Annotated in this window: 17 protein-coding genes and 1 pseudogene; 12 read left to right on the forward strand and 6 right to left on the reverse strand. The window is 35.4% G+C overall.

The window, feature by feature from the left end; all coding sequences use genetic code 11:
* Nucleotides 1-26: 26 nt before the first annotated feature.
* Nucleotides 27-1,259, reverse strand: a complete 1,233-nt coding sequence (locus EFD62_RS01740) for a DNA polymerase IV (protein ID WP_128705651.1) — start codon at nt 1,257-1,259, stop codon at nt 27-29.
* A gap of 322 nt (nt 1,260-1,581) precedes the next feature.
* Here EFD62_RS01740 and EFD62_RS01745 point away from each other — a divergent pair, with 322 nt between their 5' ends.
* The 5 genes and pseudogenes from EFD62_RS01745 to EFD62_RS01765 all read left to right on the forward strand — a co-directional run bounded on the left by EFD62_RS01745 (nt 1,582) and on the right by EFD62_RS01765 (nt 5,956).
* Nucleotides 1,582-1,893: a type II toxin-antitoxin system MqsR family toxin gene (locus EFD62_RS01745; protein WP_069194582.1), complete on the forward strand. Its 312-nt coding sequence runs from the start codon at nt 1,582-1,584 to the stop codon at nt 1,891-1,893.
* A 33-nt stretch (nt 1,894-1,926) separates the two neighbouring features.
* Nucleotides 1,927-2,958: a type II TA system antitoxin MqsA family protein gene (locus tag EFD62_RS01750; RefSeq protein WP_069194581.1), complete on the forward strand. Its 1,032-nt coding sequence runs from the start codon at nt 1,927-1,929 to the stop codon at nt 2,956-2,958.
* Between the two features lie 224 nt (nt 2,959-3,182).
* Nucleotides 3,183-3,959, forward strand: coding sequence for an aminoglycoside adenylyltransferase domain-containing protein (locus tag EFD62_RS01755; protein WP_128705652.1), 777 nt, complete (start codon nt 3,183-3,185; stop codon nt 3,957-3,959).
* A gap of 131 nt (nt 3,960-4,090) precedes the next feature.
* On the forward strand, nt 4,091-4,936 hold the full coding sequence (locus tag EFD62_RS01760) for a MerR family transcriptional regulator (RefSeq protein WP_069194579.1): 846 nt from the start codon (nt 4,091-4,093) through the stop codon (nt 4,934-4,936).
* Nucleotides 4,937-4,971: 35 nt separating this feature from the next.
* Nucleotides 4,972-5,956 (forward strand): annotated as a pseudogene (locus EFD62_RS01765) (serine hydrolase domain-containing protein).
* 280 nt (nt 5,957-6,236) lie between these two features.
* Here EFD62_RS01765 and EFD62_RS01770 read toward each other — a convergent pair.
* From EFD62_RS01770 to EFD62_RS01785, 4 genes are all read right to left on the reverse strand, one after another.
* Nucleotides 6,237-6,731, reverse strand: coding sequence for a hypothetical protein (locus tag EFD62_RS01770; RefSeq protein WP_128705653.1), 495 nt, complete (start codon nt 6,729-6,731; stop codon nt 6,237-6,239).
* A 532-nt stretch (nt 6,732-7,263) separates the two neighbouring features.
* Nucleotides 7,264-8,304 (reverse strand): CapA family protein, encoded by a 1,041-nt coding sequence (locus EFD62_RS01775; RefSeq protein ID WP_069194576.1) that lies wholly within the window; start codon nt 8,302-8,304, stop codon nt 7,264-7,266.
* A gap of 3 nt (nt 8,305-8,307) precedes the next feature.
* A complete protein-coding gene (locus EFD62_RS01780; protein ID WP_069194575.1) occupies nt 8,308-10,533 on the reverse strand; it encodes a DUF3160 domain-containing protein in 2,226 nt (741 codons plus the stop codon).
* Between the two features lie 14 nt (nt 10,534-10,547).
* Nucleotides 10,548-11,546 carry a hypothetical protein gene (locus tag EFD62_RS01785; protein WP_069194574.1) on the reverse strand — a complete coding sequence of 333 codons (999 nt, stop codon included), beginning with the start codon at nt 11,544-11,546 and terminating at the stop codon, nt 10,548-10,550.
* A 160-nt stretch (nt 11,547-11,706) separates the two neighbouring features.
* On the opposite strand from EFD62_RS01785, the gene EFD62_RS01790 reads away from it, so the two are divergent.
* The 6 genes from EFD62_RS01790 to EFD62_RS01810 all read left to right on the forward strand — a co-directional run bounded on the left by EFD62_RS01790 (nt 11,707) and on the right by EFD62_RS01810 (nt 18,065).
* The gene (locus EFD62_RS01790) at nt 11,707-12,513 is read left to right on the forward strand and encodes a MerR family transcriptional regulator (RefSeq protein ID WP_069194573.1); all 807 of its coding nucleotides are present in this window, start codon (nt 11,707-11,709) and stop codon (nt 12,511-12,513) included.
* A 77-nt stretch (nt 12,514-12,590) separates the two neighbouring features.
* Complete coding sequence (locus EFD62_RS01795) at nt 12,591-13,325, forward strand: ABC transporter ATP-binding protein (RefSeq protein WP_069194572.1); 735 nt, start codon at nt 12,591-12,593, stop codon at nt 13,323-13,325.
* On the forward strand, nt 13,312-14,055 hold the full coding sequence (locus EFD62_RS01800) for an ABC transporter permease (protein ID WP_069194571.1): 744 nt from the start codon (nt 13,312-13,314) through the stop codon (nt 14,053-14,055). Before EFD62_RS01795 ends, EFD62_RS01800 begins: the two co-directional genes overlap by 14 nt.
* A gap of 334 nt (nt 14,056-14,389) precedes the next feature.
* A complete protein-coding gene (locus EFD62_RS17445) occupies nt 14,390-14,548 on the forward strand; it encodes a hypothetical protein (protein ID WP_155522883.1) in 159 nt (52 codons plus the stop codon).
* 53 nt (nt 14,549-14,601) lie between these two features.
* Entirely contained in the window at nt 14,602-17,271 is a 2,670-nt protein-coding gene (locus EFD62_RS01805) for a cytosine permease (RefSeq protein ID WP_069194570.1), read from the forward strand.
* An 89-nt stretch (nt 17,272-17,360) separates the two neighbouring features.
* Complete coding sequence (locus tag EFD62_RS01810; protein ID WP_128705654.1) at nt 17,361-18,065, forward strand: MBL fold metallo-hydrolase; 705 nt, start codon at nt 17,361-17,363, stop codon at nt 18,063-18,065.
* A 76-nt stretch (nt 18,066-18,141) separates the two neighbouring features.
* On the opposite strand, the gene EFD62_RS01815 is transcribed toward EFD62_RS01810, so the two are convergent.
* Nucleotides 18,142-18,348 (reverse strand): GyrI-like domain-containing protein, encoded by a 207-nt coding sequence (locus EFD62_RS01815; protein WP_235832526.1) that lies wholly within the window; start codon nt 18,346-18,348, stop codon nt 18,142-18,144.
* A gap of 663 nt (nt 18,349-19,011) precedes the next feature.
* Here EFD62_RS01815 and loaP point away from each other — a divergent pair.
* Nucleotides 19,012-19,545, forward strand: a complete 534-nt coding sequence (loaP, locus tag EFD62_RS01820) for an antiterminator LoaP (protein WP_069196315.1) — start codon at nt 19,012-19,014, stop codon at nt 19,543-19,545.
* The last annotated feature ends 70 nt before the right edge of the window (nt 19,546-19,615 follow it).

Consider the following 19,615-nt stretch of genomic DNA (forward strand, 5'->3'; position numbering starts at 1 on the left):
TAACGCATATTCATGAATGCAATTTACTATATGCGTTCAATATAGCTTTTAGAGTTGGAACCCTTTTTATTTATCAATGATGCACGGCTTATCTTATTAATACCATGTTTTGTCCGTATTTTATCGATAGCTTTGTCGATTCGTTCAAGCTTGTCATTTTTTATATTATCCACGCAAATATCTTCGCAAAAGTCAAAAAGCGATAACTGATCCATAGCATTATCTTCATCAAAACCTGAGATGCTTATGCCGATTAATCTAACGGGACGAAACTTGTTCCAATTCTGTTCAAGCAAAGCACAGCCGGCTTGATAAATATCGTTAGTTGCAAATGTCGGCGATATAGTCTTTTGCCTGGTGACAACCTTAAAATCGGAGTATTTTAGTGTTATTTGTACAGTACGGGCTCTTTTTCCATATTTTCTTGCTGTCATACCAATATCGTCAGTAAGTTTTAATAAAATCAGTTTAGCTTTTTCAATATCATTAATATCTTCAGGAAGAGTTGTCGACCGGCCTATTGATTTCATTTCTCCAGCACAATGAGGTTCTATTAATGATGTATCATGACCGTTTGCATGTAAATAAAGTTCATCTCCATATTTTCCAAAGGTTTTAGTGAGTTGCTTTCTATCACATTTTGCAAGCTCACCAATAGTCTGTATACCCAACAGATTAAGTTTATCGGCAGTTTTCTTACCAATTCCATACATTGCCTTTATTGGGAGAGGCCAAAGTTTAGTCGGAACATCATGTTTCCAGAGTTCAGTAATTCCCATGGGCTTCTTCAATTCTGAGGCCATCTTGGAAAGAAACTTGTTTTCAGAAATACCTATTGAACACCAAAGTCCAAGACTATCCTTGATTTCGTTCATAATTTTTTTTGCAGATTCCAGCGGAGTTCCAAACAATCCTTCTGTGCCGGTCATATCTAGCCAGGCTTCATCAATGCTATTCTGTTCAACAATAGGAGAATAATTTGATAATATAGCTATAACTTGTTTGGATTTTGACTCATAAAAAGGATGATCCGGTGGTACTAAATGTAGGTTTGGACAGAGTTTTAGGGCTTCGTGGATAACCATTGTTGTTTTCACGCCAAAGGATCTAGCCTCATAGTTTGCTGCCAATATGATTCCGGAACGGTTTTTCGGATCTCCAGCAACTGCAGAAGGTTTTCCAACAAGGGAAGGATTTCTCGTCATTTCACAGCTTATAAAAAAAGCATTCATGTCAACAAGAAATATTACTTTTTGCATAAAAAACCTCCTCTTCACAAGCACTTTCCCTATTTAATTTTAATAAAAAAGGGGAAAGTATTCAACTTTTAAAAATGATTTGGAGAAGGTGTACAAGTGAGAACTTTTTACTTTTTAATTATTATTGAAATTATTGAATGAATTTGTATGTAACAATCAATTGATATTTTGTATTGAATTAAGTATCAATTGATTGCATAATATAATCAATAGGAGGTAAAATATTAATGGGTAATCCAAATAGTTATATTGCATCTATAGAAGAGCTAGCAGCTTTTTTAAGAGAAATAAAACATATATTATCTTCAGAGAGGATTGTGAATTGGATATTCTACTCAAGAAGAAGGATGAAGACGATAGTGATCCATATACGACTGCGAACACTATGTTGGATTTGGATTATGATACAGATGATGTAAAGAATGAAATATTATCATTAAATGAGAAAGAATATATGGAAACGATAAAAGATGATAGAGATGCTACTCGACCTCCATTTTGGGTTTTTAGTAAGACGATTAAGAAAAAAGATGTTTATATAAAGGTTAAAATAAGAGATAAGAGAAAAAATAAAGTTTTTTGTGTGTCTTTTCATTATGCGAGATTTCCTGTTAAGAACAAGCCATATGAATAGTTACTGGATTTAATATAAGGAGAGGCGATTATTATGAAGGAAAGTATTTTAAAGGAAATATGTTATGATTGTCCATTTTGTGATGAAGAACATAGTATACGAGTTAAAAAGAAAATATCGAAAGCGAAAATCAAGGATGGATTAGTTGAATATGAGCAAATAGTATATTATTGTCCAAAAGAAGATGAAGAGTTTGTACCTGGCAAAATTATGGACGAAAACTTATTGAGGGCTAGAGATGCTTACAGGACAAGTAAGGGATTATTGACCTCTGAAGAAATTAAAAAGATTAGAGGAATGTATGGATTAACTCAAAAGGAGTTTTCATGCCTTTTGGGTTGGGGAGATGTTACTATTGGAAGGTACGAGAAGAAATTAATACAAGACGAAACATATGACAGTATTATGAGGATGATTCAAACTAACCCGGCATATGCTTTAGAGATGTTAAAAAAGCATAAAGAAAAGTTTGAAATTGATAGATTCGAGCAAATCAAGACAAGTATTAATAATGTTATCAGATTACAGGGCAATACTCTTTTGAAGATTCAAGAAATTAAGAATGCTTATATAGAATATGATGTTAAGTCAGACTATAACGGTTATAAGTTGCTTGACATTGAGAAAATTAATGCAGTTATTGGTTACTTTGCACAATATATTGAATCACTATATAAGGTAAAATTGATGAAATTATTATGGTATGCAGATGCACTGTATTTTAAACGAGAAGGTACATCTATGACAGGATTGGTTTATAAACATCTACCTCTTGGAGCGGTTCCTATAGCTTATAACGAATTACTTTATCTACCTGCGGTTAAAGTTGTTGAAGAATATTTTGACGATTTTATATCTTATAAAATCTGTCCGAATGAGGAAATCAATCTTTCGAAGTTTACGTTTGAGGAGATATCTGTATTAGATGAAGTTGCATCGTATTTTAAGAATTTTAAAACTAAAGAAATTGTTGATTACATGCATAATGAAGCTGCTTATATTGAGACAGAGACTGATCAAATCATACCGTATTCATTAGCAAGGAGATTGAGAGATTTTTCATAACCTGAGACGGATGAACAGGTACTATGTCCCATTCTCAAATATTCGTAAGGACTATAATATATGATATACAAAATTTATAGCAAAATAAAAATCAGTTTATCTGGCATCTATCAGCAATGGTAGGAGCCTTTTTCATTGCGTATACTTTACTACATGCTGTGATACAGATAATTCAAGAGAAATATTTAAAAGGGCAGCAAGTCTATAAAGGGGGAAAGGCATATTTGTTTTATCAAACATTAATTGATGAATTTACTGCCATGAGTAGAGGTATAATCGGCGAAAAACTGACCGGGATTTATTTGCATGGTTCTATGGCCATGAATTGTTTTAATTCTGAAAAGAGTGATATTGACTTACTTATAGTGATTGAAGATGGCATTAGGAATGTGCAAAAAATAGAGTTTTTAAAGCAGTTTGTGAAGTTGAATGAGAAAGGCCCTGCAAAAGGGTTGGAAATCAGTATTGTAAAGAGAGAATTTTGCAAGCCCTTTGTGTATCCAACACCTTTTGAATTACATTTTTCACCGATGTATTTACAGTGGATTAAAGATAATCCTGAAAACTATGTGGAAAGTATGAAAGGTATGGATAAAGACCTCGCAGCCCATTTTACCGTCATAAATAAATATGGAATTGTGCTGTATGGAGAAATGATTGAACATGTATTCGAAGAGGTACCGAAGAAGGATTATATTGATAGTATCTGGTGTGATGTAAAAGGAGCAAGTGAAGAAATAACAAAGGAACCTATTTATATGATCCTTAATCTATGCAGAGTTCTGGCATTTATAAAAGATAATTTATACCTCTCAAAGCAGTCAGCGGGGGAGTGGGGAGTTTCGCATTTACCCCGAAAATATCATTTCCTTATTTCTAGGGCATTAGATTGCTACAAATCAAATCAGCTAATGCGGGAAGACATGGAGCTTGCCAGACAGTTTGCGAATGAAATGCTGGCAATTATATGCCGTCAAAAACTGATCTTATCGGATGAATAGTATTGGTGCATATTTGGGTTACGTATGTTTCCAGAACCGCCGTCTGCAGAATTTATCCGTTGACTTTACCCTTAGGGCAAGGTGTAAGATAAAGGTGGGTGTTATGGGACTTGCTAAAAGGAGGATAAGTTATGTTATCTATCGGAGAGTTTTCAAATATATGCAAAGTGACTGCAAAGACACTTCGTTATTATGCTGAAATAGGTCTAATTCTGCCTAATAAAATCAATCCTGAAAACGGTTATAGATATTATTCTATAGATCAATTAGAAACGATGTTGTTTATCAACCGTCTAAAATCATATAATTTTTCTTTAGAAGAAATTAAAGCAATACTTGAATCGAAAGAATCGCAGGACGAAAAGATTTATTTGGCACTTACCCAAAAGAAAAAAGAAATTGAGAAGCAAGTACAAGAGTATGAAAAAACATTAGACCAATTAAATAATGATATATTGAATTTGAAACAGGGCAAATCAATTATGTCATATATGGATAGTATTGGTGTCCAACTTGTAGAAGTACCAATGATGTACCTTCTATTTATTCGAAAAATGGTTCATGAATTTGATTTTGCTGAGGAATATAGAAATTGCTTTAGTGCACTGTTTAGAAGAATTGCAGACGACAAATTAACTATGATTGCACCACCAATGGTGCTTTTTCACAGTGCAGAATTTACTCCACTGGGCTTAGATACGGAATTTGCTATTCCGGTAAAGGAGTATGTTACAGGTTCAAGGGATTTTCACCCGGGACTATGCCTAAAAACAGTGCTATATGGTTCTTATTCCAACCTATCTTCCGTATATGCTAAACAGCGTGAATGGGCAGAAAAGGAAGGTTATGAATCCAGCAATGCCCTATATGAAGTATATGTAACTGACCCTTCTCAAGTTTCGAAGGAAAGTGAGCTTATAACTGAAATTTATTATCCTGTCAAAAAGAAAGTGTCAAATAATTACACCGAGAAATAGCATATAAGACGATAAATAACAAAGGGGAAAATTATATGAATAAAGAAAAAATAACAGAGCTCGAAAAGAAGATAAACAACGAATATAGCAATATTGCGGGTATAGTTATATTAAAAGACGGTAAAACACTATATGAAAACTACTTTAATGAATGCACTGCTACTAGCCGAATCCATGTTTATTCAGTAACAAAAAGTATTATTTCCATATTGATTGGGATTGCCATGGACAAAGGGTACATAAAAAGTATCGACCAGAAAGTACTGGATTTTTTCCCGGATTATACAGTTAAAACAAGAGAAAAAACGATACAGAATGTTACACTTAAGAATTTGCTGACGATGACAGCTCCATATAAATATAAGTTTTTTGTACCATATATTAAGTATTTTACAAGTGATGACTGGGTAAAATTTTCGCTTGATTTGTTGGGAGGTAGGGGACAGATAGGAAAATTCAGATACACTCCCCTCATAGGACCGGATATTTTGACCGGAATCCTTGTAAAATCAACGGGGAAATCTGTGTTGGATTTCGCAACAGAATATTTATTCTCACCACTGGGAATTACTGTTGAGAAAAATGTAATCTTTCATAGCAAAGAGGAACAACTTGCATTTAATAATGCTATAAATATTAGCGGCTGGGTTGCGGATTCAACTGGAGTAAATGCAGGAGGGTGAGGGCTTACGCTATCTGCTACGGATATGGCAAAAATCGGCCAATTATACTTAGATGGTGGTATGTGGAATGGAAGGCAAATTGTATCCTCAAGATGGATAGATGAGAGTACAAAAGAGCATAGTCGGTGGAAAAAAACTTAATTTACCATATGGATTTTTATGGTGGGTAGAGAATGAGAATGGATTTTCGGCTATGGGAGATGGAGGAAATGTGATTTATGTCAACACAAAGAAAAAAATAGTAGTTTCTATTGCTTCTCTTTTTGTGCAAAAGGTCAAGGATAGAATAAAATTCATAAAAGAGTATGTTGAACCGATATTTGACAACGAAGAGTAAAAGGTAACGCTTCGTTCTGATGGAACTAATCGGTATACTCCCTTCCTCCGATATCGAAAAGATGCCTTTCTCTCAAATGTGCGGTATTAAAATAAGTTTAAATAATTGGCTTATAAGTAAATTATGTGCCGGAGACCAACCCGGCAGTGTAAACCGATAATATTATGGAACAACTGAGCATGTTGTATATGAAGGGTAAGAGGAAATAAAGAAAACTTTAGAAAAACCCGAAGTTAAATTATTGAAAATTAAATATCAACTGTATTTACCGAATGCCTTTTCAAGCTGTTTCTTTGTACCTCGGTCCTTTTTTAATTATAGATTGTATTACTTTTCTATATTCCTTTAAAGTCAGTTTGCTTTTTAATCCTAAGTCTTTATAGCGGGGATTTTCTGAGATTGCCCTCATAAATACCTTTTCATTTTTATTATTACTATCTTCAACCAATTCATATACAAATTCCTTGGAGGTATTAATAGAATAGGTATTATCTCCATATTCTTCAGGAGTTTTGTATAAATGGAGGATATACTCCCGTCCGAGAATAATATCAGAAACAGTATTTTCAGTAATAAATGCTAATTGAGTTATTTTTATCTTAATATTTTTGGGGCATTTACCCTTAAATGTTTCCAATACTTTGGCACTATAAATTTTATATTCAAGTTGTCCAAAAAAGGAATCTTCCAAATAGTCAGTAGAATCTAAGCTCGTTAATTCTAACCTTACAATCAAATCAGAGTTATTCAGCCAATCAATTTCATCACCTATCATCGATGCTGAAACTGATATTGGCTCGACTTGATTCTAAAGCTTGACTTAATTGAAATTTCTGCATTCGCTTCATATGATTCTTTATTTGTATTCCCACTTATATGACTGTAACTAATAGTAGCTGCAACAATTAGTACAACAGCCATTATTGGAATAACTAAAATTCTCTTAATATTCATAAATGATCACCCCTTTTATTAAAATTTTATTTATAATGTGATTCAGATAATAAAAGTGCAAACTAATAGCCCAGTGCTTCAAGCGTTCCATTATAACTGAAAACTAGCGAATTATCCCTGTGTTTCTAATAACACATATTATACCAATTATTACTTATACAATCAATCCCAGAAAACATGAACTAAACTGATTATTGATAATATAGCTACGTATACTTAAATTCTACTCTACTGTATTTATTTTACATATATCGCAATGGCACGAATTTCTCATTATAATTTGTTTAACAGGTACCTTGTTTTTATTTTTCTAAATTCATAGGTTAATGTGTAGATGCTATTAATCTTAATATTTAGTTATCGAAAAGCGGTAATGAAATATAACCTCTAGAATCTCTTATGTCGATATCTGATCCCATACCCTCAGAGAATAACTTCAATCTTTCAAGTATTTTTACACCATCATCAAAACCAGCCTCAGTGGGCTGACAATCGATAATCTTTAGCGGCACAAGTTCGATTTTTCCTATTTTGCTTTTTTCTATTTCAACTTTTAGCATAACGGTTTCATCGGTACCCCTTGGAATCTGCCGGTCAAAAACAAAGTTCCCCAGGCTGTAGAATATCGGTTTGCCGTTGTAAATCTCTACCCCTTGAAGTACATGGGGGTGGTGTCCTATTATAATGTCCGCACCGTTATCCAAAGCAATATGAGCTGCTGATTTTTGACTTTCAACAGGATAGAAATCGAACTCTTTTCCCCAGTGAAAAGAAACTATTAATACATCACAGTTCTCTTTTGCAGTTTTTACTTCCTCACCGAGGGATTCTATGTCAACTTGTGCAACATCGGGCTGATCTTCAAGAAAGAAGTAGCCTTCGGAAGGAAAAGCCGAAAACCCTAAAAACCCGACTACAGTACCTTTCACTTTGATATATAACGGTTTTCCTGCAGTCTCTCTGTTTTTGCCTGCTCCAAAGGTTTTAATTCCGGCACTGTTTATAAAGTCAACGGTGTCCATTAATCCTTCCCTGCCAAAGTCCATGGTATGGTTATTGGCGAGATTTAACACGTCAAAGCCTGCCTCCTTCAGGGCAGCAGCATTTTCCGGTGCTGCCCTGAACAGAAGGCTTTCTTTCTTAAGGGCGGGCGTTCCTCTTGATGAGATAGCGCATTCCAAATTGCCTATAGTGATATCCGAATCCTTCAATATCCGTTTTATATTATCATAAGGATACTCATATCCATTGGTCTCAATTTTCTCACCCACGCCCCTGGCTAGCAGTATATCACCGACAAAAACTATTTTTACAGGTTCGTCCTTGAATATTGCTGCTAGAGAAGCAACCAACACTAGTAAAAACACACATAGAACAAGCAAATACTTTTTCATATCCTAACACCCTGAGCTATACGGCTCTAATGGAACAGGGATTTCTAGCTTTTCACCGTTTATAAAAGAATCTGTCCAGTCAGGTTGGGCGGGTTGACGGCTTTCCTTAATCATATTTTGCCATTCTTCGGTTGTCAACCTCTTGTCATTTACAAACTCATAATAACTAAACACTGCTCCCCTCGTAAGATATATTTCATCGCCTATAGGTACTGCAACAAATATCTGTGATGCCGGTCCTACACCAACTTCAAGACAGTTACCGTAAGCAGTGTGAACATCAACAACAAGAGCCATATTTCTATCGGTTTCTGAAGTGATTTCATACCAGCTCTTATAACCTTCCACAAGGGATGTAGAAATATATTCGAGAGTTCCGCCGTATATAAGAAGCTGATAATATTCTTCCTTTGATAGTTCTTCGTTTCTTAACTCTTTAACCGAACATGTAATTAAGAATTCAAGAAGATCTTCAAAATGCTGCATCTTATTCTTCAACTCATCGGGAAGTATTTCTTTTTCTGTTAAATTCATTCTCGAAAACCTGGTCAACCACAGCAGTCTCTCATAGACTTCTATATTAGGCTCTACATAACCCTTTACAACAGGAGGTTCTTCTCCTCCTCCACACTCTGCACCGCTGGGTTTTGCGTATAAAACTGTATCATGCCTTAGTTGTGACCAGCTTCCTAAGGCTGTGCTTAAAGATTTGTCTTCCCATGCTGTATTTGTCATAAAAGAAGGATACCCTTCACCAAATTGCCTTATTAGGGGTTTTAATGTCCATAACCATCCATAGTACATGTTTGATTGCCATGTATCATTGCTGATTTTTGAAAAATTGCCTTTTAATTTATTAAATTCCTTTGAATAATCACTCCATGTTTCGTTTTCCTTATACCTGTTTATCAGAAGGTCATAAGCCCTTTCAGAACCGAGAACTCCCATTACATCAAGTCCTTTGGGAAATGGCCTTTTGTACGGTTCTACCAAAGATTGGAGTATTTCGGAATCGGGAATATATCTTTGCCCCATGAACCTAAACTGTATATCTGTAGGCGTATCCGTTGAAGTATATTTAGCTTGAATCCGGGGAGAAGGCAAATTCTTTGCTTCAGCATTAAGTTTATCTATATACTCTTTGTTAAGGAATTTTTCAATATCGGGCTCATCGCCGTATACTTTTATTATCAGGTCTTTTAAATGATACAAATTAAGGTCATCGGTACTTCCTACATAAAAAACTGTGGGATCATATATTTTTTCCCAAAGCTCTATGTTATTTACACCATCAACATCTGAAAAGGCACAGTACGTAATTAATAATACCCGCATAACCGAATCCAGATCAAGTTCTTCATTTCCTGAACCTCTTTTATATATAGGGAAGGGTGCCTGACCATACCACATCATGGCCTTAAAATACTTTTCGAATTCCTCATTTCTTGTGTAATGACCCCTTGGTATGTATTGACTGTAATCGAGTTCAAAACCGAATATCGGTGACTTTGAAGTTCCTTCTGCCTTTTCTATCAATTGGTATTCAGACTCTGCCAGTCTCTTAGCTTCATCCGGAATCTGTATACTGTTTTCCAGCCCTAAAGCCTTTTGGGCCACAGTAAAATATGCAATGTTTTTTATCAGCAACTCTTTTAATTTTTCGTCTTTAGTAGCTTTATAAAGGTCATTTGACTTTAATATCATGTTAGAGGTCAATTGATTGAGGGGATCCATAAGCTTTTCATATTCCAGTATTCTCAAAGAATAATCAAAGAATAAATGATACACCTGCAAAACAGAATCCGTTGTCACAAAGCTTGGGATTTTCAAGTATTCATTTCTTTCATAAATATAAAACAACTGCTCTTCATTGGAGTTTACAACCACAAAGCCATTTTTGGTAATCAGTTCTTTTTGCTCCGGGGTAAACTCACCGAATTGATCAATATTTTTAATATTAGATAAGTCCTTGTTTATTTTATAGGGCTTAACCTTTTTTTCATAATTTATAGGGGACCATTCCAGTGTAGAGTAATTCCTGTCCCTCTCATCAATAAAAGAAGGTTTGAAAACAGTCTCAAGACTATTTTGCGTGTTATCTGGAGATTTTTCCTCCGTTGTATATGGTGTTTCTTTTGGTAGATCCGTTTCATTTTTATTGGAACATCCAACTGTACCTGCGAACAGAAAAAGTGCAAGTGCTAAACATAATACTCTTTTACCTAGCATAATTATTTCCTCCTCTAATCTTTTTTCACTTTGAGCTCCCCATCTTTTAAAACAAAGGTTTCCCATTTATAATTCTTTTCGGCCTTAACAAAAGCTTCAATTTCATATCCCTGACCTTCTATCCAACATCCCTTCCTTAATTCCTTAATATCGGTAAAGCTTTCGCTCTCTGCATTTCGTTCAAAGCCAAACCCCTTCCACTTATATGATGCCAAAGCTTTATTGCCGTCTGAAAGATACTCAATAGATATAAGTTCATCGCTTTGGCTAAAATCAATATCCGCAAATATATAATCCTCAAAAGGCCTTGAAAGCCTCGAACCTCTCCATTTTGGAGCTATGCCGCCTTTGTGCCAGTCATAAATAAAAGGCCTTTTTGCCATTTCAGGATGAAAGGGGGCAGTTTTATATACTCCCAGGGATATTTCTAGCTTACCGTCCCCATCAACATCGCAGGTTTGAACCTTCCAAGGATTCAGATCCTCACATGCAAATCTGTATACTTCTTCAAGCGAAATATTTTCTTTACTTTGAACATTTTCAATAAAATTATAAACTATCATCTCATCTGCATATTCTCTATTCTTCTTTGAAGTCAGTAATACCAATTTGCTGTTTTTATCATTGTCAAGATCGGATATACAGCTACTGATAATCCTTCCTTCTTCGAATTCAACACTGTTTACCTTTGTTCCTTCAATCGTAAAAAAACTAATCCCTTCCTCATCAAAAGTTAATAAATAACTATTGTTATTGTATGTTATCTCTACAGGACTTGTTAATTCATCTTTAGAAAACTGAAGGATTTTGTATCTAATCAAACTTTCCTCATTAATTATTCCGTTGATATTTATATTAAAAAATCTTGCTGAAAATAAACTTATATTTATAGATGCATCGGAGACAGCTTTGACACTGTCTATCTTTATGGAATTAGCTAAGACAGTAGCAATAACTATGAAAAGAACAATTAATATAGATAGTGTCATTAAAGATTTCTTTTTTATATACAAGGCCATTCTCCTAATAAACGAGTACATTTTTCCATTTATATCTACAATAATATTATATTACGAATTTATACTATATTCAATTAAGTGCAACTTTTGGTTATGAATGGGTAAGCTCAATTGCTCAAACTACCTTTGCTGTAAGACTCAAGTGTGATAAAATATGGGTGAAACAGCACTATTGCGGTGTATTTTGAAAGTTGGTGATATTATAGAAAACACATATACAACAAGTCAAATTGCAAAGATAATCGGTATACATCCAAATACAGTGCGAATGTATGAGGAATTAGAACTTATTTCGAAACCTTTACGAAGACCGAATGGCTATAGGGTTTTTACAGATATTCATATCTATCAATTTAAGATAGCTCGTACAGCATTCCAAATTGAGGTATTGCAAAATGGTCTTAGGAAAAGAATTATAGAGGTCGTAAAATTATCTGCAAATAAGCAATATGATAAAGCAATTCAATTAACACATCAATATATTCAAGCTGTTAAGCAAGAAATTGATAATGCAAATGAAGCGGTTGAGATTACTAAAGAACTATTGCAAGGACTAACTCAAGAAAATACAGTGTTCTTGACACGTAAAGAAGTATCAACTACTTTAGGGGTCACCATGGACACACTTCGCAATTGGGAAATGAATGGACTGCTTAAAGTAAAACGCAGTGAAAACGGTTATCGTGTTTACAGCAATGAGGATATTCAAAAGTTAAAAATTATCAGGTCACTTCGATGTGCCAACTACTCTCTTTCGGCAATTTTACGAATGATGAACACAATAACCCAAAACCCTGAAGCCAACATAGAACAATTATTGAATACACCAACTGCAAGTGAGGATATTGTATCCGTTTATGATAAATTAATAGTATCCCTTAATATGGCAAAAGAAAATGCCGAGATAATTATAGATTTGCTCCATGAAATGAAAAGTAAATATTCAAACCCTCCAGTATAACACCAGACTTTTGTTTGGTGTTATACTTTGTCTAGCCTCATGGAATGAATTAAAAGAGGCAAAAGGAGGATGTGATAATGGAAGATGTAATTAAGGTAGAGCATCTGTCAAAATCTTACGGAAATCTGAAAGCGGTTGATGATTTCAGTTTTTCTGTAAAGAGAGGCAAAGTATTTGGATTGCTTGGTGCAAACGGTGCAGGTAAAAGTACGACTATTGAATGTGTTTTAGGAACACAAAAGGCAGATAGCGGAGTGGTTTCTATATTGGGAATGAACCCGACAATTCATCGCAGAGAACTGTTTGAGCAGGTGGGTGTACAATTCCAGGAAACTAATTATCAGGAGAATATAAAAGTTGGTGAGCTGTGTGAAGTAACTGCATCTTTGTACAGAAATCCAGAGGATTGTAATAAACTACTTAAAAGATTCGGTATCTCGGATAAAGCAAATGTTCTTGTAAAAGAACTCTCCGGTGGGGAAAAACAGCGTCTGTTTATTGTACTTGCCTTAATACCAAGTCCCAAAGTGGTGTTTTTAGATGAACTTACTACAGGTCTTGATGCAAGAGCCAGACGGGATGTTTGGCAGATCCTTGCAAAACTTAAAGCTGATGGCATTACCATTTTATTAACTTCACATTTTATGGAAGAGGTAGAAACCTTGTGCGATGAGATTTGCATCTTAAAGAAGGGTAAACCCGTATTTTACGGAACGGTATCTGAAGCAGTTAACCAAAGTCCTCACAATAAATTTGAGGACGCTTACCTTTGGTTTACGGATGAGGAGGTAGTAAACAATGAGATCTTATAAAAAAATACTAAAAACTGAACTTAAGCTATCCCTTCGTGGTATGGATATGTTGATATTTGCAGTTATAATGCCTATCGTTGTGCTTGTGGTGCTCGGCATAATTTATGGAAATAGGCCTGCATTCGAGGGCGCTGGCTATACATTTATTCAGCGATCATTTGGTGGATTGGCAAGTATTGCGATTTGTGCAGGCGGAGTTATGGGATTGCCCTTGGTCGTTTCCGACTACAGAAGCAAGCGAATTTTAAAAAGATTCAAGGTTACCCCCATTAGCCCCGTTACAATTCTGCTTGTAGAAGTAACCATATATTTTCTATATGCTTTAACTTCTTTAGTCACACTTTTTGCTGTGGCAAGAATATTCTTCGGTTTCAAAATGCAAGGCAGTATATTGCAATTTATTCTTGGTTGGTTATTGGTCATGGTTTCAATGTTTAGTATCGGCATGATGGTGGGTGGTATTGCCAAGAATTCAAAAGATGCAGGCATTATCGCAAGCATATTGTATTTTCCAATGGTGATTTTTTCGGGTGCAACACTTCCATATGAAGTAATGCCAACAACAATGCAGAGTGTTGTGGACATCTTACCCTTGACGCAGGGGATTAAGATACTAAAATCTGCGACATTAAATTTGCCAATGGAAAGAGTTTTGCTTCCAATTATTGTAATGACGGCGATTGCAGTAATATGTTCATTGGTTGCTATTAAATTTTTTAAGTGGGAATAAGAGAAAGAACGAGATGGAGGGGAGAAGGGGACAGGTACCTTCTCCCTGCTTACAACAGCTTTAGGTGAGATGCTTGTGGAAAACTATGGGAGTGATATATAGGTGAAATTGGGAAAGAGGAGCAGTTTATACTTAATCTCAATAAAAAGGGAGTAAGTATTCACCTGATTAGATATATTGCTCTAAAAAATTCCTCATAAATTAGCATTAGCTATTTGCTTTCAGGGTTAATAAGTGTATAATAGAGGAAAACAAAGGTTGGAATAAAAAGGGTTTGTTTTGGGACGGATTATAATAGAATGCCGGTTGAAATATAAGGAGAATAAGGGTGAAAATGAAAGATTACTTTCTAGAAGAATTGGAAAAACGTATCACAATTATTGAAAAGGGTGATGCGGAAAACATTAAGAAGATGACTAAATGGGATTATATTGTAGTAGCTGTTTTGGCAGCACTTTGTTTAATTGGAGTTGTGATAGGAGCTTTTATTTAGTCACTTGGAGTGAAACTTTTGCTTTTATTGACAAAGAATAGAGGAATGAAGCGGTGAGAAAAGAAAAAGATACTGAAAAGGGCGGCCAAGGCGGAATTGAGAGGGAGGTATATTGCGGTATATGGCCGGCACTTAGTAATAACCGTATTTATGGCTTCATAGATGCATTATTAGTATTGTCGGGTTACTGCATAGCAACGTGGAGTTACACGCAAGGGTCATATTTGGCCACACTTGTGGGATTCAAAAAACTATTGATTGGTGCTTTCCTAGGGGCTATCCTGATGCTACTCATATATCAATTACCGGTTATTTTATCTGTGAGATATGGAATTGATATTTGGATATGGCTTAGAAGTATTTTTGGGACCAGCGGTGTGAAGGTTATGACGATTATAATAATTTTAATAAATTTTCCTTGGTATGCTGTTTGCTGCGAATTATTTGCATCATCAATGGAGAATTTATTAGGTTTATTTCATATACCTCTGCCAGAGGGAAGTCACTTGTTTTTAGCGCTGCTTTGTGTCGTAATAGGAACTATAATTGCATATAAAGGAATTTCGACTATCACATGGACAACAAGAGTATTGGTTCCACTGCTGCTATTGGTTGGAGTGGCTGTTGTTATTGTGGGTTTTACATCGGTACCGGCAGATGTTATATGGAACTATGTGCCGCAAGGGGCGGATAAAAGCAATTCTTTTATTTCGTATATATTATCTATAGAAGCAAATTTTGCATTTGTTATTACCCTGGTAGGTGGAATGGCAGGAATCCCTAGATTGTGTAAGAGTGAGAAATCGGGATTTTATGCAGGAGTATTAGGACAAGGGTTATCAGGGTCCTTTTTTGTGGTAATTGGTGCGGTAATGGCTATTGCTATGCAGCATGTGACGGGACAAATGGTAGATGATCCGACGTTGATGATGGCTACATTGTCAGTACCTGCTTTGGGATTGACTTCTCTATTGCTTGTTGCGTTTGCTAATATAGGGACACAGGCTGTTGGCTCTTATATTTATGCAGTTATGCTAAAATCAACATTTAAGAAAACCAGCTACCATGTATTAGTGATAGTATTGGGGGTATATGTATCCATCCTTTGTGTTTGGGGAAAAATAGTAGATTATTTCGGTTCATTTCTAACCATCAGTGCATGTATCTATGCACCGTTAGCAGCTTTATTGTTTGTAGATTTCTTCTTTATTAGAAAGCAACGTTTAGATTTAAAAAGTGCTTATGAATTTAAAGGACACAATTCTTATCATTACACAAGAGGGTATAATATTATCGGATTTGCATGTTTAATTGGTGGAAGCTTGCTTTCGCTGGCAATTTATAATCCGGTCACCGGTGAAATACACAACTTGCATTTATTTACTTTAACGCCAACGGGATGTGCATTTTTAGGGACCGCAATAGCATACTTTCTTTTGTGCAAGCTTCCCTTTGTTCGTAGATACGTTAGAAAGGATGTATCAATTAATCCCGACAAAGAGCCCTTTGATAGAAATAAAGTCCCTCCAAAGCAAAATTTGTTTGCCATGCCTTTTATATGGCTGATGTGTTTAATTTGCACATTTGGGACAAAGTTGAAAGTCAATAAGACCGGGCATAAAGGGATTAAGCCGCCATTTATTGTATTGGGTACCCATCATTCTTTTACAGATTTTTATGTTACACCGTTAGCTTTATTTCCGCACCGTGCCAATTATGTATCGGAATTGGAGGGATTTGAGTATTATGGTGAATGGATATATCGCCAAATGGGTTGCTTGGGTACTAGAAAATTTGTAAATGATCTCGCATTGATAAAAAATATCAAGCGTGTTATCGAACGAAAAGGGATATTGGTCTTATATCCTGAAGCCCGATATGCCAATGTCGGAACTAGCTCAAAGCTTCCTATTTCAGTTGCCAAAATGGTCAAATTATTAAAGGTCCCGGTAGTAACATTGAATATGAAAGGAAACTACTTGCAAGCACCCCTTTGGAATTTGAAAAAACGAAGGGAAGTCCGATTGCATACTGATATGATTTATGCTTTAGATAAAGACGAAGTAAAGGAATTATCAGTTGAGGAAATACATCAACGCTTAAGTGAATTATTATCTTACGATGAATATGCATGGCAAAGAGAGCAAAAGATGTCGATTCGATATCGAGATAGGGCTAAGGGATTGCATTTGCCACTATATCAGTGCTATAGCTGTCATGAGGAATTTCAGATGGCTTCAAGTGGTAGCGAATTAATATGTAAGGCTTGTGGAGCCGTTTATCATATGGATGAATATGGTTCATTGTGGCTTGGGAAAAAGGAAATTTATATTCCGGATTGGTATGAGTGGCAACGGGAACAGGTGAATGAGGAAATTGAAAGCGGAAGATATATTTTAGATATAAAAGTGGAAGTAAGCGCATTGCCTAATGCAAAAAACTTCATTGACTGTGGCGAGGGACATTTGATTCATGACGGGAACGGTTTTTCGCTGACGTTTTATGATTATGAGATAGAAAAATACAGGACATTACTGTGGCCCTGTGCACAGACATTTTCAATTCATACAGAGTACAATTATAGAGGAAAGGGGCAATGTATTACACTATCCACGCTGGATAATACGTACTTCCTTTTTCCATTGGAAGAAGGGTTCAATGCTACGAAAATACAATTCGCTACAGAATATATGCATTCCGTTACGTATGCTTATAATAAGTAAAAAGGATAAAGGAATCATATGGGAATAAATTGTGGAGAATAGAGATACAGCATCAATTGACGTCATATGAAAGGAGAACGCAAGCTATTATGGAATATAAAATTTTAAATTTTTCAATAACCATGCCATTTGGAGATACTGAAAATACAGTTTTTCCAACCTTGCTTTTGGATAAGCAAAACATAATTCTTGTTGATTGTGGTTTTATCGGGGCCTTCCCCATTCTTGAACAGGAGCTTCGGAGGCATGGAGTGTCAGCAGAGCAAATAACTGGCCTTGTTCTGACTCATCATGATCATGACCACATGGGAGCAGCTGCCGTCCTCAAAAGGATAAATCCTAATATAAAAATATATGCTTCCGCTTTGGAAGCACCATTCATTTCTGCTAAGGAAAAACCGTTGAGGCTTCGTCAAGCGGAAGAAATGCAGAAAATACTTCCACCGGAGCAGCAGGATTTTGGCAAGGTATTTTGTGATATGCTACGTCGGGTTGAGCCGGTTGAAGTGGACACTTTCCTAAGGGATGGAGATCGTATGGATTGGTGTGGAGGATGCAGTATTCTTGCGACGCCAGGCCATACTCCCGGACATATTTCGCTTCTTATGGAAAAGGATTCGATTATTATAACGGGGGATGCAATTGCGCTGGAGGATGGTAAGCCTGTAATTGCAAACCCACAGTTTACATTGGACATTGAAAGGGCGACAGAATCCTTAGAAAAACTATTGCCCTTAAATGCAAGGGCTTATTACTGCTACCATGGTGGGCCTTATGTTCTTACAGCCCAGTAATTTTTATATTACACGAGAGATATGAAAAACATGTAATATAGTTTGATAAAATCGCAAAACTTACTACGAATTACTTTCAGAATATCCGGGGGACTACCGGCACATAAAGGTCTGCGGTGAGTTCTCCCTGATTATAATAGTAATACTCAATATCGTGAGTGCCGGCATGTTCATATTCCGATTCAATAAGCCATATCGAATAGATATAATCCCAAGTCTTTTGTACACTTTCGGTTATAGGGCCAAGGGTTCTAAAAACCGCATAATACGATAGAATTACCACCTCTGAATGAGAGAATAAAAAGCACTTTTTAAGATAGTAAAAAAATTCAAAACAGAACTCAACATAATACAACAATATTCAAAAAAAAAAGAAAATTGACAATTTAGAAATAATTGTTTATAATAGAGGAAAAGTGTTCCTGTTAAGAAATGTTAATGCTTACAATTTAAAAATATGAGACAGCAACATTGTGAGGAATATTCGACTTACTTTGATAATCGTTCAGTAATATATAGATCATAATAGATAAGCGATTTGCATGCAAATTGTTGTTAAGTTCAAGGAATCTTTTTTATTTTACTAGCGTAATATTGGTATGAAATTTTTGCAGCTATTAAATAAAGAGCCCATAAATCATACTTCTTCTTGGCGGAATCGGATGATTTATGGGGGTAGTACTACAATAGCTTTTTGCTATTATGCTTTACCATTTTTAATTATACCACAAATAGGTTTAAAGTAAACATATTTTAGTAAGGAAATAGTATGGTAAATATTTGAGCAAATGTACTTGTTGGCAGTTAATCGCTGGTTGGTCACGTTAACTGAAGACAAGGAATATATAGTGAAGCTCATCGTAGCTTATCAAGTTGATAAGCGAAACGGCGAAGCTATGTAAATATTGACAAAATTTTTAAGTGAAGATGATGATAAGTGAAGATGATGTATTGGTATGTGTTTTTTGTGAAAACGGGCAAGGAATATAAGGTTGTGCAGTACCTTAAAGATAGATTGGATCAAAATGTGTTTATGCCGTTTGTGCCATTAGAAGAGAGGCTTTTTAAGACGGCAGGAAAAGTAAAAAGAGAATTAAAGCCTCTATTTCCAGGTTATGTTTTTATTGAAACGGATTTACCTAGCAAAGAATTCATAAAGAGAACAAGTATATTAATTCATACTTCCCTTGATATTATATGCTTATTGAGATACTCAAATACGGAGGTGGCAATGAGGGAATCTGAAAGACAGATGTTATTAAGCATATGTAATGACGAACGTTGTATAGAGTCATCTATAGGAATTATTAAGGGAGACAGAATATATATTACCGATGGTCCTCTGAAAGGCAAAGAGAGTATTGTATGTAAGATTAATAGACATACTCGAAGAGCCATAATTAAGCTGGGATTTCTAGGTGAAGAAAGGTTGGTAAATGTATCGCTAGAGATAGTGAAAAAGATAGATGTAGAAAAATAGATATGTGGAGCGCTAATAAAGTTATAGATATCTCAAAATGAGACATGTTTGTGCGAAGTTTACGATTCAA

The sequence above is a fragment of the Acetivibrio mesophilus genome, from assembly GCF_004102745.1.
Lineage (GTDB): Bacteria > Bacillota > Clostridia > Acetivibrionales > Acetivibrionaceae > Hungateiclostridium > Hungateiclostridium mesophilum.

Excerpts from the sequence above, each read along its gene's own strand:
- EFD62_RS01740 (WP_128705651.1), bottom strand. The coding sequence starts at position 1,259 with ATGCAAAAAGTAATATTTCTTGTTGACATGAATGCTTTTTTTATAAGC.
- EFD62_RS01750 (WP_069194581.1), top strand. The coding sequence starts at position 1,927 with ATGAAGGAAAGTATTTTAAAGGAAATATGTTATGATTGTCCATTTTGT.
- EFD62_RS01760 (WP_069194579.1), top strand. The coding sequence starts at position 4,091 with ATGTTATCTATCGGAGAGTTTTCAAATATATGCAAAGTGACTGCAAAG.
- EFD62_RS01770 (WP_128705653.1), bottom strand. The coding sequence starts at position 6,731 with ATGATAGGTGATGAAATTGATTGGCTGAATAACTCTGATTTGATTGTA.
- EFD62_RS01775 (WP_069194576.1), bottom strand. The coding sequence starts at position 8,304 with ATGAAAAAGTATTTGCTTGTTCTATGTGTGTTTTTACTAGTGTTGGTT.
- EFD62_RS01780 (WP_069194575.1), bottom strand. The coding sequence starts at position 10,533 with ATGCTAGGTAAAAGAGTATTATGTTTAGCACTTGCACTTTTTCTGTTC.
- EFD62_RS01790 (WP_069194573.1), top strand. The coding sequence starts at position 11,707 with ATGGGTGAAACAGCACTATTGCGGTGTATTTTGAAAGTTGGTGATATT.
- EFD62_RS01795 (WP_069194572.1), top strand. The coding sequence starts at position 12,591 with ATGGAAGATGTAATTAAGGTAGAGCATCTGTCAAAATCTTACGGAAAT.
- EFD62_RS01800 (WP_069194571.1), top strand. The coding sequence starts at position 13,312 with ATGAGATCTTATAAAAAAATACTAAAAACTGAACTTAAGCTATCCCTT.
- EFD62_RS17445 (WP_155522883.1), top strand. The coding sequence starts at position 14,390 with ATGAAAGATTACTTTCTAGAAGAATTGGAAAAACGTATCACAATTATT.
- EFD62_RS01810 (WP_128705654.1), top strand. The coding sequence starts at position 17,361 with ATGGAATATAAAATTTTAAATTTTTCAATAACCATGCCATTTGGAGAT.
- loaP (WP_069196315.1), top strand. The coding sequence starts at position 19,012 with ATGTATTGGTATGTGTTTTTTGTGAAAACGGGCAAGGAATATAAGGTT.